Below are 26164 nucleotides of genomic sequence, written 5' to 3' on the forward strand. Positions count from 1 at the left end.
TCATGATTTGGAAACTCAAACTTATAGTTTTGTGTACAAAATTATGCAATCATTGCATGCAAGAAGATTCTACCAACACTCATTTATAGCAAATGGCTATTGATTTTAAAGAAATTCCGTCACCCTGTTTCGTTTTGGAAGAGGAGTTGCTCCGTAAGAACCTCGAACTGATCGACTCGGTCCAGAAGGCGGCGGGATGCCAGATTATCCTCGCATTGAAAGGGTTTTCGATGTACAGTGCCTTCCCGATCGTGAAGGAATATCTCTCAGGCGCTACGGCCAGCTCGCTGAACGAGGTAAAGCTGATCAACGATTTCATGGGCTACCAGTCGCACACGTACATGCCTGCGTACCTCGACAGCGAGTTTGAGGAGATCATGCAACGCAGCAGTCACATTACTTTCAACTCCCTGAGCCAATGGGAGCGGTTCCAGGGCAGGGTGGAGGCTTACAAAGAGGCTAACCCCGGCAAGACGCTCTCGTGCGGCATCCGCGTGAACCCGCAGTACTCGGAGGTAGCCACGGACATGTATAACCCGTGCGTACCGGGCTCGCGTCTGGGCGTTACGCGCGACAAGCTGCCCGACGAGCTTCCCGCAGGGATCGACGGCATTCACTTTCATACGCTCTGCGAAAATGGCAGCGACACGCTGGAGCGCACACTCGCCGCATTGGAAGAAAGGTTCAGCGATTTGCTACATCAAGCGAAGTGGCTCAACATGGGCGGCGGTCACCTGATGACGAGGGAAGGATATGATATTAGCAAGCTAATAAAATTAGTTAGTACTATCAAAGAAAAGTACAATCTGGAAGTGATCCTCGAACCCGGCTCCGCCATCGCCTGGCGCACAGGAGTATTATACACAACGGTACTTGATGTGCTCGATAGCCAGGGTATCGACGTAGCGATTCTCGACACCTCGTTTGCGGCGCACATGCCCGACACATTAGAGATGCCCTACAAGCCTGCGATACGCGGTGCATACCAGGATCCGGAACCAGGAAAGCCGACTTACAGGCTGGGAGGAATGACCTGTCTCGCAGGTGACTATATGGGCGATTACTCGTTCGACAAGCCGCTGGAAATTGGCGATAAAATCATATTTGAGGACATGATCCACTATACCATGGTAAAGACGACCACATTTAACGGTGTTAATTTGCCGTCCATTGGTATATGGAAAGCTGACCAGAAATTTCAGCTTGTACGCTCTTATGGATACGAGAGTTTTAAAGACAGGTTATCGTAGTAAGAGTAAACTTATTTGGGGAAATCGGTTACTTGTGACTTGAAGCGATTCGCGGAAATGTACTAATGATTGAATGACCGAATGACTGAATAGTTTCTCTCAAAATATCCGGTCATTCAATCATTCGGTCATTCAAAATTAATTCTTCGGCAGCATTGGAAAGAGCCTTCTCACCTCCTCAGCAGAGGGCTGCTTTCCGTACTCTGTGATTTCAAAAACCTCTACATATTTCACCTTCTCCGCCTTTTCTGTACCGTACCATTTTTCCAGCGAAGCCTTGATTTCCGGGGTTACGGATGAGCGTTTTTCCATTGATGTGAAGAGCCACTTTTTACGCTCGGCCACATCTTTGGGAACATTAGCAAGATCACCATTTGTCCAAGGAAGCCACTCATAAAATTGGGAAACGTGCGCGTCGAGCCCGTCCACTTTTTTAGCAAGGGTTTCAGTGATATCGATCGCAATATCCGGGCGGAACGGGTTCGGTCGTTGGAAACGGTCGCGGAAATAGAGGAAAACCGGGTTCTTGGTGAGCGGAGGCACGCTGCTTAAAATATTCGGCACAATGACCAGGTAAGCAGCGTCCTGCACCACCACGCCGGTATTTCGGTGATCGGGGTGATAATCGTTTGTACGCGGTGCAATGACAACGTCTGCATTCCATTCGCGGATTTTGCGGATCACCGCCAGACGGTTTTCCAGGGTAGGGAACAGCTCGCCGTCGTGGTTGTCGAGAATGTCGTATTGGATTCCCCAGCGGCGCGCAGCTTCCTGGGCCTCTTTGTAGCGGCGATTAGCCAATTCTCCGCCGCCGATATCCTGGTGGCCCTTATCGCCATTGGTGAGCGAAACGAATTTCACTTTATGGCCCATGGACGAATAAATGGAGGCGATGCCGCCGGCGCCGAGGTCACAGTCGTCGGGGTGGGCGCCGAAGACGATAATGTTAAGGGGTTTCTTCGAATCGGCCGCGTTTTGCGCCCAGGCAGTGGCACCGCACAATAGCAATGCGGGAAGGAGCAGTAACTTTCTGATCATTTGTATTGAGGTGATAAAGGTTTGGAATAAATGCAAAATAGAAATTTAAATTCTGGAAAGGTCTCCGGTAACCTTATTTTATATGTTGTATAAAGGGATTGGCCACAAGCGTGCGGTGGGAGCGCGACGTCGGAGAATATAAAATTTTCAATACACTTTTTTTAAATGGAATTTTACCCATTTTATGAAGGTGTCGAGTCCTGCGCTTTCACCTGAAAAGTGCGATTCCAGTGCGTGGGGCAGGAAAAAATTATATTTTATTACCAACCAGACAGCCAGGCGCTTACTGTTTTCCAGCTAAATATTTAAACAGGCCCCGCTTAGATTCTTCTAATAATCCTGTATCTTTGTATCCCGTAATCATAGAAAAACAGCAAAGTCTTATGGCTTCCAAAGCACGAAAGACCGCTAAGTACATTTTCGTTACGGGCGGTGTTACATCTTCACTTGGCAAGGGAATTATTGCCTCATCACTAGCTAAATTACTACAAGCGAGAGGCCTCTCGGTCACAATTCAGAAATTTGACCCGTATCTGAACATCGATCCGGGAACCATGAACCCTTACGAGCACGGTGAATGCTACGTAACAGACGATGGAGCCGAAACCGATCTCGACCTTGGGCATTATGAGCGTTTCCTGAACGTTCGCACTTCACAGGCAAACAACGTCACCACAGGGCGTATCTACCACAACGTTATTACCGCCGAGCGTCGCGGCGACTTTTTGGGAAAAACCGTACAGGTGGTTCCGCACATTACCGACGAGCTGAAAAGAAATATGCTGTTGCTGGGCCAGTCCGGCGATTACGATATTGTGATTACGGAAATTGGTGGCTGTGTGGGTGACATAGAGTCCCTGCCGTTCCTGGAAGCGGTTCGTCAGGTGAAATTCGAAATGGATGAGCAAGACACGCTTGTGATCCACCTTACATTGATCCCCTACCTGAACTCGGCGGGTGAGCTGAAAACCAAGCCGACCCAGCACTCGGTAAGAATGTTGCAGGAATCGGGTATCCAGCCGGATATCCTCGTGTGCCGTACGGAGCACCCGCTGCCTTACGATATCCGCAAGAAAATCGCATTGTTCTGTAACGTACAGGTGAACTCGGTGATCGAGGCGATGGACGCGGATACCATTTACGCCGTGCCTTTGCTGATGCTCAAAGAGCGCCTCGACCAGCGTGCATTATATATGCTCGACATTTATAATGATAAGGATGTGGACCTCGAATCGTGGAAGACCTTCCTTTCCCGCCTGAAAAATCCGATCGATTCAGTTCGCATTGGTTTGGTAGGTAAATATGTGGAACTGCACGACGCGTATAAGTCTATCGTGGAGTCGTTTATTCATGCCGGTGCAGCCAACGAATGTAAGGTAAATATCGAATGGATCCACTCTGAAAGCCTTACGGCCGAGAATGCGGTTGAAAAGCTGGAAGACCTTGATGGTGTACTGGTGGCTCCGGGCTTCGGCGAGCGCGGTATCGAAGGAAAGATCGCCGCGATCCAGTATGTTCGCGAGAACAACATTCCTTTCTTCGGAATTTGCCTAGGTATGCAAATGGCCGTGATCGAGTATGCTCGTAACGTGATCGGCTGGGAGAATGCACATTCGGTCGAAATGGATGCTACCACTTCTCATCCGGTGATCCACCTGATGAAGGATCAAAAGGACGTTTCGAATAAGGGAGGTACCATGCGTTTGGGAGCTTACCCATGCCGCATTAAAAAGGACACACTGGCCCACAAAATCTACGGCAAGACCAATATCAGCGAGCGTCACCGTCACCGCTACGAGTTCAACAACAAGTATCTCAAAGAATTCGATGAAAAAGGTCTGGTGGCTACCGGTATTAACCCCGATAATAACCTGGTTGAGATGGTGGAAATGCCTTCGCATCCATTCTATATCGGCGTACAGTTCCACCCTGAGCTGAAAAGCACGGTGATGAACCCGCACCCGATCTTCGTGAATTTCGTGGCTGCTGCATTGGCATATTCAACGCAGAAGAGATCGGTAGGAGCTTTGACACCGGTTTCCCACTGATCACATTTTAAGGCCTGTTAAGCGAAAAAACTTGTTACCTTTGCCGGCTTACAAGCGGTATGTTATTTCAACAATTTAAAGTAAATAATGGATAAAAATTTTGTAATCGGCCTGGTCTTGATCATGCTGATGCTGATAGGCTACCAGGTACTGGTTCCGAAACCTGTGGAACCCACGCCGGTAGCGGAGGTGAAGAAGGAGGCTGCCAAGCCCGCGTCTGTCACTTCGGATACCACCCAAAATTCCTCACAATCAGTTGATTCTACAGTTGTTCCTCAAAAGGACCTGGTGATCGAAACGAAGGACGCCCGTGTGGTTTTCACTAACAAGGGCGGGGTAATGAAAGAGGTAATGTTGAAAAACTACAAAACCTACGATCAGAAGCCACTTTACCTGATTGCCGAAAACCACAACAATTTCCAGATCGATTTGCCGACCCAAACCGGAGATGTAAGACTGACCAACCAGACTTTCATTACCGACGCGCAGGACCGTACGTTGGCAGAGAAGGATTCGGCGGTGATTACTTACCGGGCGACGCTGAAAAATAATCAGACCGTGGAGCAGACTTACGTCGTACGCGGTAGCGGTTACGTGATCGATTACGGTATCAAGGCGAGTGGTGCGTTACCAGCCAACAAGTCGGTGGAATTCCACTGGGATAACGACCTGCTGCAACTGGAAAACGATATGAAGAAAAACCGTGAAGTGGTTACCGTTAACTACTACACGGACGAGCTGAAAAGCCTTCCTACGAGCCCGACTTCCAATGAAGAGGAGAAGACGGCTGATCCGGTTAAATGGTTTACTATTAAACACAAATACTTCCTGGCCGGTCTGATCGCGGAAAAACAACCGCTGACGAACGTTACCATGCGTGCGAATGTGAATCCGGAGGATTCGGTGATTGTGAAAAACATGAACATTTTCGCGGGCATTCCTACGGCTGCTGTTCAGAAGGGGGAGGCCAATTTCCAGTTCTACCTCGGACCAAACGAGTACCATATTGTAGATAAGGTAAAAGCAGAGAATTTCGATCAGAACGTATACCTCGGTTATGCATTCCTGAAACCGATTAACAAGTTTTTCCTCGTTCCGCTTTTCAACCTGATCGAAGGATTTGTGAGTAACTATGGCTTGCTCATCATTCTCCTGGTATTGTTTGTCAAAACATTGCTGACGCCGCTGACGTACAAATCATATATCAGCATGGCGAAAATGCGTATCCTGGCGCCTGAACTGGAACAGATCCGCGAGCAGAACAAAGACGATATTGCGAAGCAGCAGCAGGAACAAATGAAGCTTTACCAGCAGGTAGGCGTGAGCCCGCTGAGCGGATGTGTACCGGTGCTGGCCACCATGCCGATCCTGTTCTCGCTCTTCTTCCTCTTTCCGAACCTGATCGAGCTGCGCCAGCAATCATTCCTCTGGGCGAGTGACCTTTCGACTTACGATTCGTTCTTCAAGTTGCCATTCAATGTGCCTTTCGGTATCGGTAACCACATCAGCTTGTTCACAATCCTGATGACGGCTTCCAGCATTGGTTATGCTTATTATAATAACCAGAATACGCCAACCCAGCCAGGGCCCGTAAATATGAAGGCGCTGGGTTACGTGATGCCGCTGATGTTCATGTTCATCCTGAACTCGTTCCCCGCCGGTTTGACGTTCTACTACTTTGTTTCAAACATCGTTACCATCGCACAGCAGCTGCTTATCAAGCGCTTCGTTAATGAGGATAAAATCAAAAACATCCTCGAAGAGAACCGCAAGAAAAACGCCAGCGGAGAGAAGAAGCAAAACAAATTCCAGAAGTATCTTGAAAAGTCTCTGCAGGCTGCGGAAGAGGCGAAAAAGAAACAGGCTGAATTAGAGAAAAAGACCAAAAAGAAATAAAAGGTTTTTCAGATCGTAATAATAAAGGGCAATGTTCCGGTTGGGATATTGCCCGTTTTTTTCCATTTTGGGCTGATTTTTGCAGCTAAAAGATCACCACAATCTTGACCCCGAAATCCTGATGAGAGTTATCTTTTTTTTGATTTTGACAGTTTATATCGGCTTGTATCAGCCGTCATACGGGCAGGGAAATCCCCAGACGGAAAGCAGGTACCGGTCGGCCCTGGCAGATTACAAACAAGGTAAATACGCCATGGCGATGGAGAAGTTCTATCCCATGACGAGCGTGAATGCGAAAACGGCCTATTCGCCCTATGCGCATTATTATTATGCATTGAGTGCCTACCAGCTTAAACGCTATAAGGATGCCAAGCCTATGCTGCTGCAACTGCAGAGCCGGTATCCGGGTTGGAACAAAGTCAACGATGTCTATTATCTGCTGGGCGCTGTAAGTCTCGCCAACGGGCAGATCAACGACGGTCTCGATCAGCTGGCGAGGATCAAGGAATCTTCCCTGAATAAGGATGTGCAGGCATTGAAGCAGCATTACCTGGGCACGATCAAAGATTTTCTGAAACTGAAAGAATTGCAAAAGCAATATCCTTCCGACCGTGACATTGCATTGACGGTGTACCAATCCATCCAATCCGCCCGCACGCCTGCGCAAGGCGATTTGACTTACGCTGAGCAGCTGGACAAGCAATTTAAATTCCGCAAAAATGAAAAAGTAGAGGAGGCACCAAAACGCAGTGCGCCGAAGTCGGATACGCAATGGACGAAAGGTTACCTGGATGTAGCCGTATTGCTGCCATTCCGCCTGGATGAATTCCACACTTCCAAACGTCGCTCAAACCAGTTTGCTTACGATTATTACCTGGGCCTGACGATTGCCAGGGAACAGCTTCAAACAGAGGGAGTCACTGTTAACCTGTGGGCTTACGATGTTAGCAACGATGCCAAAAGCATGCAGGCCATTGCAGATAATAAGAACTTCCAGCTTTCGGACATGGTAATCGGACCATTGTATGCCAGTACTTTCGATGTTGCAGCTGACTTCATTTCAGGAAGTAACGCTATTATGCTCAACCCGCTTTCGACAGACGGTACTTTGCTGAAAAATGGAAACATTTACCTCGGGCACCCTTCCATTACCTACCAAACCCAGAGAGCGGCACAATGGATGCGTACCCTTTCGCCAAACCTCAACACGGTAATTTACTACGGTAACACCGCTAAGGATTCCACCATGGCAGCTTCTTACGCCGCCGAATGGAAGGAAAAAGGCGGGAAGGTAATGTCCATTACCCGCATTCAGCCCGACCGCGAGTCGCTGGAAAGCAAAATACCTTCATTTGAAACCAACAAGCCGGCGCATATCGCACTGTTTTCTTCCGACGGCGAATCGGGAGGGAACCTGATCGAAGTTTTAAACGGCCGCAAATTGAACGCGCTGCCAGTTCTCGCGACTTCGACGAGCTTCAATACCCAGCAGGCCAGATTGTCGCGTTACGGAACACGCTTAACATTGATCGATGCCGATTATGTGGACCGCGAGAAGGAGACGATCCGCATATTCCAGAAGAATTATTACAACAAAACCAGTACTTTCCCATCGGTGTATTCCTACCAGGGCTACGACCAGCTGCTTTTCTTTGCGCGGATGCTTTCCAAGTACAGGGACAAGCTCCCGGCCGGTCTGCAATCGCGGAAATTCGGCAGTGATGAATACCTGCTCTCGGGCTTTGATTATACGAAAGCGAATGAAAATCAGATTACGCCTGTCCTAAAATACAACGGTTCCAAATGGGTTCCTGTGGACAGATAATACCAACTTATATTAACAGAATGAATACTTCAACCAGCCAGCAACTTTTCGAAAAAGCACAAAATTATATCCCTGGTGGCGTGAATTCTCCCGTACGCGCATTCCGAGCGGTGGGCGGCACTCCGCTGTTTATCAAGTCGGCCAAAGGTCCTTACATTTATGACGAGGACGGCAATGAATATATCGAGCTGATCAACTCCTGGGGCCCAATGATCCTCGGGCACGGGCATGAACTGATTCAGAAAGCCGTTTCCGATGCTATCCAGCATTCGTTCTCTTTTGGTGCCCCTACACGCAGAGAAGTAGAGATTGCGGAACTGATCGTATCCATGGTTCCTTCGATCGAAAAGGTACGGATGGTGAACTCTGGTACCGAGGCCACGATGTCGGCCATACGCGTGGCGCGCGGATACACGGGGCGTGATAAGATCATCAAGTTTGAAGGCTGCTACCACGGCCACGGTGACAGCTTCCTCATTGCAGCCGGTAGCGGTGCAGTGACTTTCGGTACGCCTGATAGTCCGGGCGTTACAAAAGGCGTAGCCAACGACACCTTGACGGCCCCTTACAATGACCTGGAAGCCGTGCAGCAACTGGTGGATGCGAATAAAGGCCAGATTGCCGCATTGATCCTCGAACCGGTAGTAGGTAATATGGGTTGTGTATTGCCCAAAGAGGGCTTTTTGGAAGGTTTACGCCGCATTTGCGATGAAGAAGGCATTGTTTTGATCCTCGATGAAGTGATGACCGGTTTCCGTCTTTCGAAGGGCGGGGCGCAGGAAAGATTCGGAGTTACGCCGGATTTAACAACGTTAGGAAAAATAATAGGTGGAGGAATGCCTGTGGGGGCCTATGGTGGCAAGGCAGAGATCATGAACTACGTCTCGCCGGCAGGTCCGGTTTACCAGGCTGGTACGCTTTCCGGTAACCCGATCGCGATGGCAGCAGGCTTTACGATGCTAACCTATCTGAACGAGCACCCAGAAGTCTATACCCAGCTGGAAAATGCGGGTAACAAGCTCGCGACCGGTTTCCGGGCTTCAATGGAGAAGTTAGGTTTGAAATACACTTTGAACCATATCGGTTCGATGTATACGCTGTTCTTTACATCAAATGCCGTGACCGATTTCCCATCGGCTAAATCCTCCGATCTGCCGTTGTTTGGCAAGTATTTCCACGCCATGCTGAACCGCGGGATCTATATGGGGCCAAGCCAATTCGAGGCAATGTTTCTTTCGACGGCGCTCACCGATGCGCATTTGGAGAGAATCATAGCAGCGAACGAAGAGGCATTGGCGGAGGTGACAAAATAATTTCGAATGATTGAATGATTGAATGACCGAATATTTTCATTCAATCATTCAATCATTCGGTCATTCAATCATTCAAAAATTAAATGCGCCGCTACTCGATCATCATCCCCGTTTACAACCGCCCCGACGAGTTGGAGGAATTGCTCGGTTGCCTCGCAATGCAGACTTACAAGAATTTCGAGGTGGTAATCGTAGAGGACGGTTCCAAAATCAAAGCGGATGCGGTGGTAGCATCCTTCGCCGACAAGCTCGATATTCATTACCATTACAAAGAAAACGGTGGCCAGGGCTTTGCCCGTAACCACGGTTTCGAACGTGCAGCAGGCGATTATTTTATATTGCTGGATTCGGATGCATTGATTGAGCCTAATTACCTCTCGATTGTCGAAAATCGGCTGAATACCGATTATGTAGACCTCTACGGCGGGCCGGATACCGACCATCCTTCTTTTACGCCCATTCAAAAGGCCATCAGTTACTCGATGACCTCGGTATTCACGACCGGCGGCATTCGCGGCAAGAAGAACAATATGGGCGGCACATTCCATCCACGGAGCTTTAATATGGGCCTCTCGCGTAAGGTATGGGAGCGCACAGGCGGGTTCCTGACGAGTCGGATGGGAGAGGACATCCTTTTCAGTATAGCAGCGTTGCGGCTCGGTTTTAAATCTGCATTGATTCCCGAGGCATTTATTTACCACAAACGCCGCACACAATTCGGGGCGTTTTTCAGGCAACTAAAGTTTTTCGGCCGCGCACGCATCAACATCGCCCGCTATTACCCCGACGAGTTGAAACTCGTGCATACATTCCCGTTACTGTTCACGCTCGGCGTTTGCAGCATTCCGGTATGGTACTTCATTTTCCGGCCGTTCTTTTACCTCGGATTGGGGTTTCTCGCAGTCTATGTTGCATTGCTCTTCATCGACGCATTGCGTAAAACGAAGAGCGTTGAAGTGGCATTCCTGAGTATTGGGGCTGCATTTGTGCAGCTTTTCGGCTACGGGATCGGTTTTGTACAGGAAGGGTGGAAGCGGCTTTGGGAAAACAAGTCGCACCGCGAGACGGGGGCAGCGATTGAGTATCCGTCGTGAGGTGGTCAGGAATAGTCATTGGTTGTCAGATTTTGTCAGGAATAGTCGAGAGGTGTCTCACGAAACTGCCTCTTTCATTTTCTATCAATGATATCAATCCTCCTAATAGTCACCGATTATTCTTCCTATTAATCACAACTATCGACGATCAATGACTACTCCTGACCACACCTGAATACTCTTGACAACCCCTGACTACTTCTGACAAAAATACACAATCTCCTCGCCAGGCAATGAGTACCGCTGCACTTCCGCCTTGCTTAGCTCATCCATCACAAACCGGTCCTCGGTCACTTTGAAACCGCCTTTTTCCAGCTCGCGGCCGTAGTTGCGGCCGAAGAGGCGCAGGTGGTCGTTTTGAAGGAAATGGATTTCACGTTCCTTCGGATCGGTGATCGTCGGGTCTTCGTAGGTTACCTCGTATTTCATGTCCTGCGGGGATTGGATCAATGCCCAGCCGCCGGGTTTCAGGACGCGATGTAGTTCGCTCATGGCGAGAATATAGTCGTCGACGTGCTCCATGACGTGGTTGCAAATCGCTACGTCGAAGGTATTTTCAGGGAATGGGATCTGGTGAATGTCCATTTTCACCTTCGCGAGGGGCGATTCGATGTCGGCGGTAATGTAGTCGAGGTTTTTCATCTGCTCGAAACGGTCGATGAAGCAATATTCGGGCGCTACGTGGAGGACTTTGAGGTTGGCAGTATAGAAATTGGTTTTACGCTTCATATATAATGCCATCAGCCGGTGACGTTCGAGCGACAGGCAGCTGGGGCACAGTGCATTTTCGCGACTCGACGTGTTGCGGCCATAGGGTAGGAACTTGCGGTATTTGCTGTTGCACACCGGGCATTCCACCTTGTTGCCGATATAGAAGATGCTGAGTCCCCGCGCTGCCCAGTGTCCGACAAGTTGGAGGTAGGGACGCGGAATGTAGCGCAGAACTAAACTAATGATGGATTTCATTAAACCAATTAACTAAAAATTAATAATTTTAGGATCATAACATCGAATAGCCTGAATAAATGATCCCCTCGATTGACCCGAAACCACCTGGTAAGCGACTCATAAAAAGAATGTCGACACGCACGAAATGGATGATTCTTGCTCCACTAGGCCTGTTGTTGTTCAGCTTTGGTCTTACCGTGCTCAGCGAAGCGGCGCATCAGCGGCGTATCGGGGAGCCTACGCAGGTTTGGGTCGTTTTGGGCCTTTACAGTCTTGCATTAATCAACGGGGGCCTGATCATGTTCGGTGAAGCGCTCCGTTTCCGTATCCTGCTCGATGTCCGCCGCGAAACGCGCCGTAGTATGCGCCAGTTGCTGCGGAAGGTCAATCTGAAAGCTGCTTCCGGGAAAAACAAATCCGGTAAAAAAGCAAAAAGCCCTACCAAAACAGATTGACAGGACTAGTTGGATAGCATTCCGAAGAGGCTTGATTATTTTTTATTTGCTTCGAATTGAGCCTTGATAGCCTCAACGTCAACATTGCGCACTTCTGGTTTGCGTAGAAGGTTCTTGATTTTGGCAGTGCGGTTGTTAGCAACTGCTTTGTTTCTGCGACCTTTACGTTTTAATTCCGTAACTCCCATTGTAAAAGTTTGTTTTGTGAAAGAGCCGCAAAATTAAGCATTTTAGCGCAAATAATGCACGCAATAGTCATAAATATTGCATAACCTGCCCTAACTTTACGGTTTCATAGGCTATTAACGGCCGAAATCGATAGCATTATTATAATGAGTAAACCATCTCTTGCCCGCGGAACCCGTGACTTTGGTCCGGAGCAAATGGCAAAGCGTACTTTCATTTTCGATACCATCCGACGCTCTTTCCAACGATACGGCTTCCTGCCATTAGAAACTCCCGCTTTTGAAAACCTGTCGGTACTGATGGGGAAATATGGAGAAGAGGGCGACCAGCTTTTGTTCAAGATCCTGAATTCGGGCGATTTCAGCGGCAAGCTTACGGAAGCCGACTGGCAGGCTGGCTCGAAGCCATTGACCACCAAAATTTCTGAAAAAGGACTTCGCTACGACCTTACCGTTCCCTTTGCACGCTACGTGGTGATGAACCGCGGCACGCTGGCCATGCCTTTCAAGCGCTATCAGATCCAGCCTGTTTGGCGGGCCGATCGTCCGCAGAAAGGCCGCTACCGGGAGTTTTACCAATGCGATGCCGACGTGGTAGGCACCGATTCACTGCTTTGCGAGGCGGAAATCGTGATGCTTTTGCATGATATTCTGCCGGCATTGGGCATTCAAGACTTTACAGTAAAGATCAATAACCGTAAAATCCTGACCGGGATCGCCGACATGATCGGAGCGCACGGGATGGAGGGGCCGCTTTGCGTGGCGATTGATAAATTGGATAAAATCGGGAAGGAGAAGGTCGTTGAGGAACTCCTTGAACGTGGTTTTGCTTCTGATAGCATCGAGAAGCTGGAACCGATTTTCAGCCTTTCGGCCGATGAAGATCCATTTACCGAACTGAAAAGCTGGTTGGCAGAATCGGAAGTTGCATTGAAAGGCATCCAGGAGCTGGAAGAGGTGTGGGCGATGGTGAAGATCCTGGGATTGGAAAAAGCAAAGATCGAATTCGATGTCACGCTCGCACGCGGGCTCTCATATTACACGGGCGCGATCTTCGAAGTGAAGGCGCATCATGTGCAGATCGGTAGCATTTCGGGCGGTGGCCGCTACGATAACCTGACAGGGACATTCGGCGTGCCAGGCATTTCAGGCGTGGGCATTTCGCTTGGTGTCGACCGTATTTATGACGTAATGGAAGAACTGAACCTCTTCCCGGAAAGCCAGAGAATGAGTACCAGGGTAATGATCTCGAATTTCGACGAAGAGGCATTTGCCTATGGCTTGTCGATCCTGCCAAAGTTCCGGAAAGCGGGCATTAACTCGGAGATCTATCCGGATTCGGTGAAGCTGAAAAAGCAACTGGATTACGCCGACCGCAAGAGCATTCCATTTGTTATTTTAATTGGCTCAGAGGAAATCCAGTCGGGTTTACTGACTTTGAAAAACATGAAAACCGGTGAGCAGCAGAAACTGAAAACGGAAGATATCATAACTTTGCTTAACCGGGAAGACCAATAACCCTAATTCAATACCGACAAACGGCTGCGTGAGCATCCTATAACTTTATGAATGATAATATTTTAAGAATTGCCATCCAGAAATCGGGCAGACTTAGTGAAGATTCTCTTAAACTGATCAAAGAATGTGGTATCCGTTTCGACAACGGTGCCGGTAAGCTTAAAACCGATGCTACGAACTTTCCAGCGGAAATTCTTTTCCTCCGCGACGACGATATTCCCGGTTATGTGGAAGACGGTGTGGCGCATTTGGGTATTGTAGGGGAGAATGTTTCGAAAGAATCGTGCAAGGATGTGGATACCGTTCACAAACTGGGCTTCTCGAAATGCCGGTTGTCGATCGGCGTTTTGCGTGAGGCGGAATACCATGGCGTGCAGGACCTGGAAGGTAAAAGCATTGCGACTACTTATCCTCGTTTGCTGGAACAATATCTTAAATCTCATAATGTTACGGCTGATATCCACGAAATCAGCGGGTCGGTGGAGATTGCGCCGAGCATTGGCCTGGCCGATGCGGTTTGCGATATCGTCAGCTCCGGCAGCACCTTGCTGAGTAACGGTTTGAAAGAAGTGGAAACGATTTTCCGCTCGGAGGCCGTGATGATCGCGAGCAAGCACCTTTCGCCGGTGCAGCAGGATTTGCTGGATCAACTTTTGTTCCGTATCAAATCGGTGCAGGTGGCAAAGAACAATAAGTACATTTTGCTCAACTGCCCTGTGGGTGCGGTAGAGAATATCACCAAGTTCCTGCCAGGTATGCGTTCTCCGACGATCCTGCCATTGGCGACGGAAGGCTGGTGCTCGCTGCATTCGGTGATCAACGAGAACGAGTTCTGGGAGAATATCGAGAAGATCCGCCAGGCTGGTGCGGAGGGGATTCTGGTGATCCCGATCGAGAAAATGATTGTTTAAGTACGGGGTTTTGATTCTGACATTATGAATATCATTCCATTTCCGGAAAGGGAACAGTGGCCTGCATTGCTGGCACGTCCCATTCTGGAAGCCAAGGATATCGAAGCGCGGGTACTGCCCGTGCTCGAACAAGTGAAAAATGAAGGCGATGCAGGCATTAAGGCCCTCGCTCTGAAATTTGATAAAATTGAACTGACCGACCTCGCATTTTCGGAAAAAGACATGACAGAAGCCGGCGATAAGCTGGACGATGCATTGAAAGCGGCGATTGGTCAGGCTTACGAGAATATCTACAAATTCCACAAGGGGCAGTTGCAAGCGCCCGAAAAAGTGGAAACCATGCCCGGCGTTACCTGCTGGCGCAAAAGCGTGGGGATCGAGAAGGTGGGAATTTACATTCCCGGCGGTTCGGCGCCATTATTCAGCACGGTGCTTATGCTTGGTATTCCTGCTCAAATTGCTGGTTGTAAGGAGGTTGTACTTTGCACGCCGTCCGATCACCCGGCTATTTTGTATGCTGCGAAGCTGGTAGGTGTTACCAAGGCATTCCGTATTGGCGGTGCCCAGGCGATTGCTGCGATGGCTTATGGTACGGAAAGCGTTCCGAAAGTTTATAAAATATTTGGTCCTGGAAACCAGTATGTTACAACTGCCAAAATGCTGGTTAGCAAGGAAGGCGTGGCAATCGATATGCCTGCCGGACCTTCGGAAGTAGCGATTTTTGCGGACGATACGGCTTTGCCATGTTTCGTAGCAGCCGACTTGCTTTCACAGGCCGAGCATGGTGCCGATAGCCAGGTTTTATTGGTTTCTACCAGCAAAAAACTGCTTGCCTCGGTGAATATCGCATTGGCGGAGCAGCTGGAAGTGCTTCCCCGTAAGGACATTGCCGCGCAGGCGATGGTGAACAGCAAGGCTATCCTCGTCGAAACGGAGGAAGAAGCCATTGAAATGCTGAACCAATATGCAGCGGAGCATTTGATCCTCAGCATTACCAATGCAGAAGAGGTGACCGGGAAGATTTACAATGCCGGTTCGATATTCCTCGGCAACTACACGCCTGAATCGTGCGGGGATTATGCTTCGGGGACTAACCACACATTGCCTACCAATGGCTATGCAAGGGCTTACAGCGGGGTGTCTGTCGATAGTTTTGTCAAAAAAATCACCGTTCAGCATATCACCGAGGAAGGTATTCGCAACATCGGTCCCACCGTGGAAGCCATGGCAGCAGCCGAATCGCTCGACGCTCATAAGAATGCCGTGAGCATCAGATTGAAAAATCTTTTGTGAAAAATTCTTAGTCCGGGAAAATTGTCCTAAATTAGAGGACAAATTTCAACGGCCTTAAAATTACAGAAAGATGACAGCATACATGGTTAACGAACGTTTGGGAGGCTATGAAACCCTCAAACATGCTGTAAAAAATGACTTCGACCTGGCTTACCTGGCCGAAAACGGCGTTCCGAAAGCTTCCATTCAGCATTTGGCTGATTCTATCGGGATGGATATTAAAGATGTGATAGCGCTGTTGCCTGTTACTTCAAGGAATTTGCAGCGTTACAATGATATTGATCTGCTTAGCAATGTAGTTTCCGATCATCTGATCGCCCTGGCCGATCTGTTCTCCGTGGGGAACCGGGCGTTGGGTAAAGAATATTTCCTCGATTGGCTCAACAACGAGGTGCCTGCGCTGGGTAGTGAGAAACCGATCAGCTTTTTACGGACCCATGCGGGTATAGAGCTGGTCAAGACCGAATTAGGGCGCATGGAACACGGTATTTTCGCTTAATGGAGCTATTCAGGATAACAAGATCGGAATATCAGGAGGATTTGAGTGGAATAGGGGCTTTTTACAATGGAGGACGATGGAACTCCCCCCGAAACGCTATGCTTTACACATCTTCGCATCGCTCACTGGCCATGCTCGAAGTACTCGTTCACTGGCACAAAACGGTGACGCCTCCCAACTACGTGATTGTTTCCCTGGAAATTCCCGATCATGTCGCAAGCGTAACCGCTCCTAATCTGGTGCCCGAATGGTATGAGGATGAGCAATGGAGCAAAGGAATCGGTGATTCGTGGCTGAAAGCGGGTAACAGCCTTCTGCTGCGGGTACCATCGGTGGTGGTACAGGCCGAACCGAACTACCTCGTTAATCCAATGCATCCCGACGTCCTTTCGCTTCGCATTACCGACATAGCGCCGCTGAATTTCGATAAAAGGCTCTTCAAAAAGATTTAAAATCCACACACGGCGACCGCCGTAATTTTCGATAGTATGAATAACAGTTTCGATTTAACCAGAGTCCTTCGCCCGCACATTCTCACATTGGCCCCGTATTCATCCGCAAGAGACGAATATACCGGCCATGTGGGTATTTTCCTGGATGCGAACGAAAACCCATACGGTTCGGTGACCGGCGAAAACTACAACCGCTATCCCGATCCTTACCAGGCCGAAATCAAGCAGAAACTGAGTCCGATCAAGCAGGTGAGCCCCGACCGCATTTTCCTCGGAAACGGCAGCGACGAACCGATCGATTTGCTCACACGCGCCACGTGTACGCCCGGGTATGACCATGTGATCATCCTGCCGCCGACGTACGGCATGTATGAGGTAAGCGCCTCGATCCACGATGTGAAGATCGACAAGGTATCGCTCACGAATGATTACCAGATCGATACCGAGGCCGTTTTGAATGCGGTAACGCCACAGACAAAGATCATCTGGATCTGCTCGCCGAATAACCCGACGGGTAATGTAATGCAGCACGACGCGATTCAGACCATTCTGGAGGGTTTCAGCGGACTGGTGGTTGTGGATGAGGCTTATATCGATTTCACGGACGAGCCTTCGTGGATCCAGCACCTCGACAAATATCCTAACCTGGTGGTATTGCAGACCTTCTCCAAAGCCTGGGGCCTTGCGGGTATCCGCGTAGGGATGTGTTTCGCTTCACCGGAGCTGATCCGTGTTCTGAACAAAATCAAGCCGCCTTACAATATCAGCCTGCCCGCACAGCAGGCATTGCTCGAAGGCCTGAACGGTATTGATAAAAAGGACAAAATGGTGGCCGATATTCTCGAACAGCGCGCTGCGCTGACTGAGCAACTCCAAAGCCTGCCGATCGTGGTTAAAATACATCCTACGGACGCCAACTTCCTGCTTGTGCAGTTCGAAGATGCGAAGAGTGTGATGGACTATCTGATCCGGGAGACGATCATCGTACGCGACCGCTCGCGGGTACATTTGTGCGAAGGATGCCTGCGGATTACGGTAGGAACAAAAGAAGAAAACGAAGTTTTGATCGAATCATTAAAGAAATTCCAGTCTCAGAACGTTATTGTGTAGCTGTTGTTTCAGCGTTCCAGGAACATTTCCCCGATTTAATTAACTATGAAGAAATTAGCCTTAACATTTATTTGCGCACTTTGCTTCGGAATGGCACACGCCCAATACGACAACTGGGCGGTAGGTTTCAAACTCGGTGAACCCACCGGTGTCAACATCCGGAAGTACTTCAACAACATCCATGCCATCGACGTGACCGTCGGTACTTTTGGGGGTATCCTGGGTAATGATCGAAAGTACCGCGGAGACAACGGGATTTACAAAAATACCGGTATTTCGCTCCAAATGCATTATTTATGGCACACACCATTGTTCAACTCGGAGGCAGTGCACGTGTATTACGGCATTGGCGGGCAGATCAACAACCGTCGCTCTTACCCGAAACGCCTGAACGGTGATTACGAGAAAAACCTGACTCTGGGCGGTTCGGCGCTGGGTGGTTTTGAATACTATATCCCCGACAACCGCATCTCCGTATTCCTAGAAGGAGGTACGTACGTGGAGCTGTTGAGAAAGCCGTTCTTCCTGAGTCCCAATATCTCGGCTGGTCTTCGTTTCAATCTTTAAGCGATACTTCTTTTAAAAGCATACGAAAAGCAGGCGCAAGCCTGCTTTTTTTGTTTAATTTGATCTGCGGTTGTCATTCGCTTCACCCATACATCGGCACAAAGTGTTTAAAGTTTACAGTTCATCGGCAGGCTCGGGGAAAACTTACACCCTTACCAAAGAATATCTCAAACTGGCCCTGCATTCCAATTCGGAGTTGTATTTCAGACATATTCTGGCGGTGACGTTTACCAATGCGGCTGCCAACGAAATGAAAGACCGTATTCTGCTGATGCTGCGGACGTTCTCGGCCTATGCCGAAAATGACCCGAAACCGCATTCGATGATGCGCGACGTGGTAATCGAAATGTATCCGGACACTGAGCATAACGCGGAGCTTTTCGCAGGGGCATGCCAGCTTATCGCTGCGCGGGCGCAAATGGTTTTCGGGCAAATCCTCCACCGCTATTCGGATTTTTCGGTGATGACGATCGATAAGTTCACGCAGCGGCTGATCAGCAGTTTTACCGATGAACTAGGCATTCCATTTGTATTCGAGACCCAGCTAGACAGCGATTTGCTCGATGACGCCGTGGACCGCCTGTTGGCCCGCATCGGGCAGGAGGGCGAGGAAGTGCTGACGGATATTGTCGAAAAATACTACCGCGAGAATGCGGAGGAAGGCAAAAACTGGGGCGCATTGCCGATGCAGATCCGCGATACGGCGGGGACTTTGCTCAGCGAGCAGAGCTATATGCAAATGAAGCGGGTTGAAGACCTCAAAATGGAGGACTGGATCGCCGTACGCAGGCAAATGCGCGATTTCGTACGCGGGCGTGAGGAAATGATGACCAAAGATGCAAAGCATGCATTTGAACTCATTCAATCGACTTATTTGAGCGAAAAAGACTTTCACCAGAGCGGTCGGGGCATTTACGGCTACTTCCGCGACCGCGCCGAGAGTAAGAAGCTCTGGCTGGAGCCTAACTCTTACGTTTATAAAACCATCGGCGAAGGGGTGTGGTATGGTGCCAAAACACCCGCGCCGATCCGCGACGAAATAGAACGCATCCGCACCGATCTGGAAAACTATTATCACCAGATCGAAAACATACGCTCGGCGGAGACCGGGAAGATTACGCTATACAACCAGCTCGACCGGCACATTTACAACCTCTCGCTGCTGGGTGAAATCCGGAAAGAATTCGACGCATTGCTGAAACAGAATAATCAGGTCCATATCTCGGATTTTAACCGGAAGATCGTCGACATCGTGGCCCGGGAGCCAGTACCGTTCATTTTTGAGAGGTTAGGGGAAAAATATAACCACATTCTGGTCGATGAATTTCAGGATACCTCCAAGCTGCAATTCGCGAACCTGCTCCCGCTGATCGAGAATGCATTGTCCAGCGGGTATTTCAACCTGATCGTAGGTGATGCCAAACAGTCGATCTACCGCTTCCGGGGCGGGGATATGGACTTGATATTGCATTTGGCTCAAAATCAGGTAATGCGGCTGGGCAGCATTCTGGGAACCAGCCCGTTTACTGAAGAGCGGCTCTTTGCATTAGACAACTACCTGCATGTCAACCACCTTAAAACGAACCGGCGCAGCTTCCGGGAAGTTACCGATTTCAATAACAAGTTCTTCGGCTTTATCGCCGACTCGCTGGGCGGCGAATATCCGCTCATTCGCGAGGTGTACGACGAGCATTTCAGCCAGGAAATACCGGACGGCGTGAGTGAGGGTGGCCACGTGGAAATAGAGTTTCTGGAAATGAACGAAGCCACGGAGGAAGGGGGCGAAGAGTCGTCTTCCGACCCAATTTCCAGGAGGGCGTTGGAACTGGTCAATGCGGTTCGGGAAGAAGGCTACTACTGGCGTGATATCGCGATTTTGTGCAGAAAGAAAAAGGAGGCGACCACTTTGGCCAATACGCTGAAAGAAGCAGGTTTCCCACTTATTTCCGACGACGCATTGTCGCTGGCATATTCGCGTTCAGTGCATTTCATCATTTCGTTCATGAAGGTGCTGCACAGCTCGGATCACCGCCTGGCGCGGTATGAGGCGGCCTATCTGTTTCACCAGGTGATCCGCCGGCAGAACCCGGCGCCGCACGAGTATGAGGAGATCAGGGTACTTTGCGAGGAGCGTGGGCTCGATAGTTTCCTCGAATATTTCAGGAAATGGGACATTAGTATTACCTCGTTCAAAATGCGGCAGGTGTCGGTGTTTGAGCTCACTGAGCTGCTGATGCAGCAATTCGGGCTTTTCAAACAGCAGCTGGAAAGCGAATACCTGTTCCGGTTCCTGGATGTGGTGCTCGAATTCGGTAACCGGAAAAGCAACCACCTCGGCGATTTTCTGAATTATTGGGAATCAGCTAAATACAAATTTTCGATTACGGTACCGGACGGTATGGACGCTATTCGCATTACCACCATTCACAAGTCGAAAGGCCTGGAATATCCGGTGGTGATCATCCCGTATGCGCAATGGAAAGTTACGCCGAATGCCCGCCTCGACCGGCTCTGGGTAGACATGGATGAGGTTGACTATGACGAAATCCGGTTAGCGGATAAGCCCGGCTATACAAATGCCAAACTGCGAAGCTCCATGGTTTCGGTCGTGAAAGAGCTTGAAAACACCGTGGTAGGAGAACAATATCGCGAGGAACGGATGCGGACGCTGATCGAGAACCTGAATTTGCTTTATGTGGCATTTACGCGCCCTGTGCAGCGCCTGTACGTGCTCGCAAAGCGCGAGCGCAGGTGGGAGTCGGGGCAGCAGATCAACCACTGGCTGCGCGACTATCTGAGCCAGGAGGGCTTTACACCCGCCTGGGACGAAACGATTTCGAGGTACATAATTTCAGAAGCTTCCGGCGCGCTCAGGCATGCACATGCGAGTGGGGGCACGAGTCCTTATATTTTAAAAAACATACTTAGTAACGACCGTACCGAGTCGCTGCGCCTGCGCCGGATGGCCGATCGGATTTTCGATGTGCAGACTTTCGAACCGAGGCACGACCGCCTGCAAAAAATGCGGTATTTGCTCACCCGGCTGAAAACCATTTCGGACCTTCCCGTAGCCTTGGAGAAGCTCGTAGCTGAGGGGATATTCACCCGGAAAGAAACGCACGAAATTGAAAATCTGACGATTTCTCTTTTGCAGGACCCTTCATTACAAGTCCTTTACCAGGACGAAAACCATATTCAGATTAACAAGGAGTTGCTCGTGCCAGGCGGGAAAATGCTGCATATAGACAGGGTTGTTCAACGGCCGGGTGGAGAGTACATTTTCATGTCGTTTGTAGGAGGCAACAGTGCCGACGAGCCACGCAGACATTTGAAGAAACTGATCAGGACTTTTTCTGAAAACGCTAAGGCCTCCCGCGGGGTGCTGATTACCCTTGAAGATGAATTGGTGGAATGGGTGGAACAATGAAACCTGTATTTCTATTTAATACTCAACGTTTATGCAACTTACTTTTCAGCGCCAGGTTTTACTGGGAATCTCATTTTCAATTCTTTTAGTACTCGTAGTAGGGTATGTGTCCTACAACGCTATACTCCTGCAACAGGAAAATGCCGGCTGGGTGGATCATACACGGGAGGTGATGCGTGTGTCAACTTCTGTTAAGAATCGATTGCTGACCGCCGAGGCGAACGTGCGGGGTTTTGCTATCACTGGTAGCCGCGCGTTTGAAACAAATTTCCTGCAAGCTTCCGATGACATATGGAAAGATGTTGAAGCATTGCAGAAGCTGGTGAAGGACAGTAAAACGCAAAGTGCCCGGGTGGATTCGCTGTCTGATCTCCTTGAAACCAGGGTAGAGTTGATGAATCAACAGTATGAAATCCTGAAAACCGGCAAATACAGTATCGATACGATCCAGCACATTGTTTTGCAGGGGAAAGAGGTTTCTTCCAGAATCGAGTTCAGCTTCCGGCGGATCGAAAATGTAGAGGAAGGTCTCCTGGCCGAGCGGGAGCAGCTCGCTTCGGCAAGCTCGATCCGCGCCAAGCAGTACATTGTGATTGGTTCGTCGCTGTTTTTCCTGGTCATTCTTTTACTGTATTACTTTATCCGTAAGACTTATCTTGCGCAACGTGCCGGCGAGCAGGCTATGCAGCTGGCTAATAATAAATTGGAGCAGCTGGCGCACGAAGACCAGGAAAAGAACTGGATATTGAACGCGGCCATGGAAGTGTCCAGCGCAGTCCGTGGCGAACCTACACTAACCCAACTTTCGGAACGGTTGCTACGGAAATTGGCGGATCTGACGGATTCCCAGGTGTCTGCTATGTACCTTGTTACACGTTCGGGTGACGCGCTCGAACGGTCCGCCATTCATGGCTTTTCTGCGCCGGATGCGGCACCTTCTTTTATACCGTTCGGAGAGGGGATATTGGGGCAGTTTGCACTGGATAAAGTCAGTATCAAACGCCTGGATGTGGCAGCGGGTTATTTGCAGGTCAGAACGGCCACGGGCAGTTCGGCGCCAGGATTGGTTTTAATGAAAAATATCCGCTTCGATGGCACCACGGCCGGGGTGATCGAGATCGGTTATCTGAAAGACCCGGGTGCGAAGGTCATCAAATTGCTCGATATGATTTCAGATAACGTCGCGGTGGCGATCATGGCCGCCCGCGCGCGTGAGACAACCAACGAACTACTCGAAAAAACGCAGTTACAGGCCGAGGAGTTGGAAAGCCAGCAGGAAGAACTGAGGGTTACCAACGAGGAACTTACACGGCAAACTTCGCTTTTGCAGGTTTCCGAAGAAGAATTGCGCGTCCAGCAGGAGGAGTTGAAACAGATCAATACCGAGCTCGAAGAAAAGGCATTCATGCTCGAAGAACAGAAAAATACGATCGAAGAGGCGCGCGACCAGATCCAGATCAAAGCAGACGAGCTCGAAAGGAGCGGGCGTTTCAAAAGCGAATTCCTGGCCAATATGAGCCACGAATTGCGCACGCCGCTGAACAGCATCCTGATTTTGTCACGTATTCTGGGAGAAAACAAGGGCTCACGGCTGAATGAAGAGGAAGAGCGCTATGCTTCGGTGATCTATAATTCAGGAAACGATCTTTTGACGCTGATCAACGATATCCTCGACCTCGCCAAAGTGGAAGCCGGAAAGATTGAGCTGGTGTACGAAAATATCAGTACGGAGTCGGTTTTGACGGAAATAAAGAGCACCTTCCTGAAAGTTGCCGAGAATAAGGGCCTTGCATTGCAGGTGGAAAAGACGGTTTCGTGTCCTGCGACGCTGTTTACTGATCATACCCGCCTGTTACAGATCTTGCGCAATCTGATTTCCAATGCGGTGAAGTTTACATCAGCACCCGGTAAGGTTTCGCTACGGATTTCGCAGGAAGGAGACCAGCTGCATTTTGAAGTGGCCGACACGGGGATTGGCATACCATTGGACAAACAGGCATCTATTTTCGAGGCATTCCAGCAAGCGGATGGCTCTACCAGTCGCAAGTATGGCGGCACCGGCCTTGGATTGTCGATCAGTCGGGAACTCGCCGGTCTTTTCAACGGGTCTATTTCCCTGAAAAGCACTCCGGGCGAAGGTTCTGTATTTACATTAAAAATTCCTTATCTGATCGAAGCGGACGGTCAAACTGCTGTGGTACCAGACGAACCGTCGGCTGAACCGGCGAAGCCGCAATCGCGGGAGTCTAAACCGCAGGCATCCGAAAACGGCAAGTCGCGCCGTTTGCTACTGATTGAAGATGACGATGTCTTTGCCGCGGATATGGCTGCAAAAGCGCAGGCGAGCGGTTTTACAGTACAAATAGCCACCAGCGGGCGGGAAGCGCTGGACATCGTGGGCGCATTTAATCCAACCGCCATAATCCTCGACATGCATTTGCCGGACATACCGGGCGAAACGGTTCTAAGGGAGCTTAAAAGTGACACCCGCACGCGCCTGATTCCGGTGCATACGGTCTCTTCGGGCGAGTACTTTAATGAAGAAATGGTCAGAAACGGAGCGATCGGTTTTATGCAAAAGCCGGTGGACGAGCGTTCGGCCCAACAGATATTCGCTGCCTTGAAACTTGAAGGCAAAGACCTTGGCCAGCAGCGTATCCTGCTCGTTGAGGACGATGCATATCAGAGCCAATACCTCGGCGACTTCCTGGTGAGCAATAACATTTTCGTGCTCTATGCCTATTCGGCCGCCGAAGCATTGTCGATCCTGGAAACGGACGGCGTGGACGGTATCATTCTCGATGTGAGACTGACAGATATGAACGGGCTGGACCTTTTGGACAAAATCAAAGAAAACCAGCAATGGAGCGAGCTGCCGGTGGTAGTGAATACAGCCGAGGATCTTACCCAGGTCGATCTGGCACGTGTGATGAAGTACGCGCATCCCGTGGTGATCAAGACAAAAAAGTCCAACGAACGCCTGCTCGACGAGGTAAAGCTCTTCCTAAAAAAGATCCAGCCAAAAACGCACGAGCAGGAACCGTCGAGGGAGTCGTTCAGTAATGCAGTTATGAACGCTTCACAGCTCTTCACGGGCAAGAAGCTGCTGCTTGCCGATGACGATATGCGCAACATTTTCGCGTTGAGTGCCGTGCTCGAAGACGCCGGTTTCAGCATTGAAATCGCTGCAAACGGCAGGGAGGCGATTCATAAACTGGAAGATAATCCGGATATAGAGCTGATATTGATGGATGTGATGATGCCCGAAATGGACGGCATAGAAGCCACGCGCCGGATCAGGCAGGTGCCTGGTTGGGCCAACATTCCCATTATTGCAGTAACCGCGAAAGCTATGCAGGGTGACAGGGAGCAATGTCTCGAGGCTGGTGCCAATGACTATATTTCCAAACCTGTGGATGTAGACAAACTGCTTTCGCTGATCAAGGTCTGGTTGCAGGCTGCGTAATGATGGTGCCCATGGAATATTCTGAGTTGGAAATACTCATTGCGCGGATCAGGGAGATATCGGGGTTCGATTTCTCGGGTTACGCGAGGCCGTCGCTGCTGCGCCGGGCGAGCAGGTATCTGACCGCCCACAAAATGGACTTCCCGCAACTGCTGACGCATATCGAGCCGGGGGGAAATGTGGTGTATGGCCTCATACAGGAACTCACTGTCAATTATTCGGAGATGTTCCGGGACGCGGATTTCTTTATAAAAGTGAAAGCAGAGGTATTTACGTATCTAGAATCTTATCCAACGCTGCGGTTCTGGGTGGCTGGTTGCGCATCAGGCGAGGAGGCTTATTCGCTGGCGATTTTGCTCAAAGAGGCGGGTTTTCTAAGCCGTTCGCTGATTTACGCCACTGACCTCAGCAATAGGGCGCTCACGGCTGCACGCGAGGGCGTATTCACGCTGGGAAATGTGCGGACGTTCTCTGAGAATTACCTGGCGGCTGGTGGTAAGCATTCGCTGTCGGATTATTACCATGTTGCTTACAACAAGGCAGTCATGCTACCCGATCTGCGGCGTAATATCGTGTTTTCGATGCATGACCTCACGGGCGATGGTGTGTTCAACGAATTCCAGTTTATCAGTTGCCGGAACGTGATGATTTATTTTACGCTTGAACTAAGGCAAAAAGTATTCAGGCTTTTGTATGACAGTCTCAGCATGTTGGGTTTTCTTTGCCTCGGGAAGCGCGAAACACTACGCTACTCAGGTATGGAAGAAAACTTTAAAGTGATTGACAGCACATTGAACATTTATCAGAAGGTCAAATGAGTATGATAGTCTTGCCGGGGGGCGCCTTTTGGTTTATGAAAAACATCCGGT

At 49.7% G+C, this 26164-nt stretch carries 20 protein-coding genes; 17 read left to right on the plus strand and 3 right to left on the minus strand.

Annotated features, from left to right (window positions below; translation table 11 throughout):
- The first annotated feature begins 92 nt into the window (after positions 1-92).
- A complete protein-coding gene (nspC, locus tag ACQ4MZ_RS21155) occupies positions 93-1250 on the plus strand; it encodes a carboxynorspermidine decarboxylase (protein ID WP_430848207.1) in 1158 nt (385 codons plus the stop codon).
- A gap of 138 nt (positions 1251-1388) precedes the next feature.
- Here the strand turns inward: nspC and ACQ4MZ_RS21160 are convergent, their stop codons facing one another.
- Positions 1389-2288, minus strand: coding sequence for a PIG-L deacetylase family protein (locus ACQ4MZ_RS21160; protein WP_430848209.1), 900 nt, complete (start codon positions 2286-2288; stop codon positions 1389-1391).
- A 383-nt stretch (positions 2289-2671) separates the two neighbouring features.
- Here ACQ4MZ_RS21160 and ACQ4MZ_RS21165 point away from each other — a divergent pair, with 383 nt between their 5' ends.
- From ACQ4MZ_RS21165 to ACQ4MZ_RS21185, 5 genes are all read left to right on the plus strand, one after another.
- Complete coding sequence (locus ACQ4MZ_RS21165; protein ID WP_430848211.1) at positions 2672-4336, plus strand: CTP synthase; 1665 nt, start codon at positions 2672-2674, stop codon at positions 4334-4336.
- 87 nt (positions 4337-4423) lie between these two features.
- Positions 4424-6232 (plus strand): membrane protein insertase YidC, encoded by a 1809-nt coding sequence (gene yidC, locus ACQ4MZ_RS21170; RefSeq protein ID WP_430848213.1) that lies wholly within the window; start codon positions 4424-4426, stop codon positions 6230-6232.
- Between the two features lie 121 nt (positions 6233-6353).
- Positions 6354-8057, plus strand: a complete 1704-nt coding sequence (locus ACQ4MZ_RS21175; RefSeq protein ID WP_430848215.1) for an ABC transporter substrate-binding protein — start codon at positions 6354-6356, stop codon at positions 8055-8057.
- Between the two features lie 20 nt (positions 8058-8077).
- Positions 8078-9370 carry a glutamate-1-semialdehyde 2,1-aminomutase gene (hemL, locus tag ACQ4MZ_RS21180; RefSeq protein ID WP_430848217.1) on the plus strand — a complete coding sequence of 431 codons (1293 nt, stop codon included), beginning with the start codon at positions 8078-8080 and terminating at the stop codon, positions 9368-9370.
- Between the two features lie 83 nt (positions 9371-9453).
- Entirely contained in the window at positions 9454-10464 is a 1011-nt protein-coding gene (locus ACQ4MZ_RS21185; RefSeq protein WP_430848219.1) for a glycosyltransferase, read from the plus strand.
- 195 nt (positions 10465-10659) lie between these two features.
- Here the strand turns inward: ACQ4MZ_RS21185 and ACQ4MZ_RS21190 are convergent, their stop codons facing one another.
- Positions 10660-11430 (minus strand): class I SAM-dependent methyltransferase, encoded by a 771-nt coding sequence (locus ACQ4MZ_RS21190; protein ID WP_309983798.1) that lies wholly within the window; start codon positions 11428-11430, stop codon positions 10660-10662.
- A gap of 110 nt (positions 11431-11540) precedes the next feature.
- Here ACQ4MZ_RS21190 and ACQ4MZ_RS21195 point away from each other — a divergent pair, with 110 nt between their 5' ends.
- Positions 11541-11867 carry a hypothetical protein gene (locus ACQ4MZ_RS21195; protein WP_291040645.1) on the plus strand — a complete coding sequence of 109 codons (327 nt, stop codon included), beginning with the start codon at positions 11541-11543 and terminating at the stop codon, positions 11865-11867.
- Between the two features lie 35 nt (positions 11868-11902).
- Here ACQ4MZ_RS21195 and ACQ4MZ_RS21200 read toward each other — a convergent pair whose 3' ends face one another.
- Positions 11903-12055 carry a hypothetical protein gene (locus ACQ4MZ_RS21200; protein WP_015810647.1) on the minus strand — a complete coding sequence of 51 codons (153 nt, stop codon included), beginning with the start codon at positions 12053-12055 and terminating at the stop codon, positions 11903-11905.
- Positions 12056-12199: 144 nt separating this feature from the next.
- Here ACQ4MZ_RS21200 and hisS point away from each other — a divergent pair, with 144 nt between their 5' ends.
- From hisS to ACQ4MZ_RS21250, 10 genes are all read left to right on the plus strand, one after another.
- On the plus strand, positions 12200-13570 hold the full coding sequence (gene hisS, locus ACQ4MZ_RS21205) for a histidine--tRNA ligase (protein WP_430848223.1): 1371 nt from the start codon (positions 12200-12202) through the stop codon (positions 13568-13570).
- Between the two features lie 47 nt (positions 13571-13617).
- Positions 13618-14481 (plus strand): ATP phosphoribosyltransferase, encoded by an 864-nt coding sequence (gene hisG / locus ACQ4MZ_RS21210; RefSeq protein ID WP_430848225.1) that lies wholly within the window; start codon positions 13618-13620, stop codon positions 14479-14481.
- Positions 14482-14505: 24 nt separating this feature from the next.
- Complete coding sequence (gene hisD / locus ACQ4MZ_RS21215) at positions 14506-15774, plus strand: histidinol dehydrogenase (RefSeq protein WP_430848227.1); 1269 nt, start codon at positions 14506-14508, stop codon at positions 15772-15774.
- Positions 15775-15844: 70 nt separating this feature from the next.
- Positions 15845-16273 carry an antitoxin Xre/MbcA/ParS toxin-binding domain-containing protein gene (locus ACQ4MZ_RS21220; RefSeq protein ID WP_090152622.1) on the plus strand — a complete coding sequence of 143 codons (429 nt, stop codon included), beginning with the start codon at positions 15845-15847 and terminating at the stop codon, positions 16271-16273.
- On the plus strand, positions 16273-16725 hold the full coding sequence (locus tag ACQ4MZ_RS21225; protein WP_430848230.1) for an RES family NAD+ phosphorylase: 453 nt from the start codon (positions 16273-16275) through the stop codon (positions 16723-16725). The genes ACQ4MZ_RS21220 and ACQ4MZ_RS21225 overlap by 1 nt, the downstream gene beginning before the upstream one ends.
- 36 nt (positions 16726-16761) lie before the next feature.
- A complete protein-coding gene (gene hisC, locus ACQ4MZ_RS21230) occupies positions 16762-17835 on the plus strand; it encodes a histidinol-phosphate transaminase (protein ID WP_430848232.1) in 1074 nt (357 codons plus the stop codon).
- Positions 17836-17880: 45 nt separating this feature from the next.
- Positions 17881-18402: a hypothetical protein gene (locus ACQ4MZ_RS21235; RefSeq protein ID WP_430848234.1), complete on the plus strand. Its 522-nt coding sequence runs from the start codon at positions 17881-17883 to the stop codon at positions 18400-18402.
- A 103-nt stretch (positions 18403-18505) separates the two neighbouring features.
- Positions 18506-21829 (plus strand): UvrD-helicase domain-containing protein, encoded by a 3324-nt coding sequence (locus tag ACQ4MZ_RS21240; RefSeq protein WP_430848236.1) that lies wholly within the window; start codon positions 18506-18508, stop codon positions 21827-21829.
- A gap of 31 nt (positions 21830-21860) precedes the next feature.
- The gene (locus ACQ4MZ_RS21245) at positions 21861-25295 is read left to right on the plus strand and encodes a response regulator (RefSeq protein WP_430848238.1); all 3435 of its coding nucleotides are present in this window, start codon (positions 21861-21863) and stop codon (positions 25293-25295) included.
- 11 nt (positions 25296-25306) lie between these two features.
- The gene (locus tag ACQ4MZ_RS21250) at positions 25307-26113 is read left to right on the plus strand and encodes a CheR family methyltransferase (protein ID WP_430848240.1); all 807 of its coding nucleotides are present in this window, start codon (positions 25307-25309) and stop codon (positions 26111-26113) included.
- Positions 26114-26164: the final 51 nt, after the last annotated feature.

The sequence above is a fragment of the Dyadobacter sp. BHUBP1 genome (assembly GCF_050587785.1).
GTDB lineage: Bacteria > Bacteroidota > Bacteroidia > Cytophagales > Spirosomataceae > Dyadobacter.

Excerpts from the sequence above, each read along its gene's own strand:
- nspC (WP_430848207.1), top strand. The coding sequence starts at position 93 with ATGGCTATTGATTTTAAAGAAATTCCGTCACCCTGTTTCGTTTTGGAA.
- ACQ4MZ_RS21160 (WP_430848209.1), bottom strand. The coding sequence starts at position 2,288 with ATGATCAGAAAGTTACTGCTCCTTCCCGCATTGCTATTGTGCGGTGCC.
- ACQ4MZ_RS21165 (WP_430848211.1), top strand. The coding sequence starts at position 2,672 with ATGGCTTCCAAAGCACGAAAGACCGCTAAGTACATTTTCGTTACGGGC.
- yidC (WP_430848213.1), top strand. The coding sequence starts at position 4,424 with ATGGATAAAAATTTTGTAATCGGCCTGGTCTTGATCATGCTGATGCTG.
- ACQ4MZ_RS21175 (WP_430848215.1), top strand. The coding sequence starts at position 6,354 with ATGAGAGTTATCTTTTTTTTGATTTTGACAGTTTATATCGGCTTGTAT.
- hemL (WP_430848217.1), top strand. The coding sequence starts at position 8,078 with ATGAATACTTCAACCAGCCAGCAACTTTTCGAAAAAGCACAAAATTAT.
- ACQ4MZ_RS21185 (WP_430848219.1), top strand. The coding sequence starts at position 9,454 with ATGCGCCGCTACTCGATCATCATCCCCGTTTACAACCGCCCCGACGAG.
- ACQ4MZ_RS21190 (WP_309983798.1), bottom strand. The coding sequence starts at position 11,430 with ATGAAATCCATCATTAGTTTAGTTCTGCGCTACATTCCGCGTCCCTAC.
- ACQ4MZ_RS21195 (WP_291040645.1), top strand. The coding sequence starts at position 11,541 with ATGTCGACACGCACGAAATGGATGATTCTTGCTCCACTAGGCCTGTTG.
- ACQ4MZ_RS21200 (WP_015810647.1), bottom strand. The coding sequence starts at position 12,055 with ATGGGAGTTACGGAATTAAAACGTAAAGGTCGCAGAAACAAAGCAGTT.
- hisS (WP_430848223.1), top strand. The coding sequence starts at position 12,200 with ATGAGTAAACCATCTCTTGCCCGCGGAACCCGTGACTTTGGTCCGGAG.
- hisG (WP_430848225.1), top strand. The coding sequence starts at position 13,618 with ATGAATGATAATATTTTAAGAATTGCCATCCAGAAATCGGGCAGACTT.
- hisD (WP_430848227.1), top strand. The coding sequence starts at position 14,506 with ATGAATATCATTCCATTTCCGGAAAGGGAACAGTGGCCTGCATTGCTG.
- ACQ4MZ_RS21220 (WP_090152622.1), top strand. The coding sequence starts at position 15,845 with ATGACAGCATACATGGTTAACGAACGTTTGGGAGGCTATGAAACCCTC.
- ACQ4MZ_RS21225 (WP_430848230.1), top strand. The coding sequence starts at position 16,273 with ATGGAGCTATTCAGGATAACAAGATCGGAATATCAGGAGGATTTGAGT.
- hisC (WP_430848232.1), top strand. The coding sequence starts at position 16,762 with ATGAATAACAGTTTCGATTTAACCAGAGTCCTTCGCCCGCACATTCTC.
- ACQ4MZ_RS21235 (WP_430848234.1), top strand. The coding sequence starts at position 17,881 with ATGAAGAAATTAGCCTTAACATTTATTTGCGCACTTTGCTTCGGAATG.
- ACQ4MZ_RS21245 (WP_430848238.1), top strand. The coding sequence starts at position 21,861 with ATGCAACTTACTTTTCAGCGCCAGGTTTTACTGGGAATCTCATTTTCA.
- ACQ4MZ_RS21250 (WP_430848240.1), top strand. The coding sequence starts at position 25,307 with ATGGAATATTCTGAGTTGGAAATACTCATTGCGCGGATCAGGGAGATA.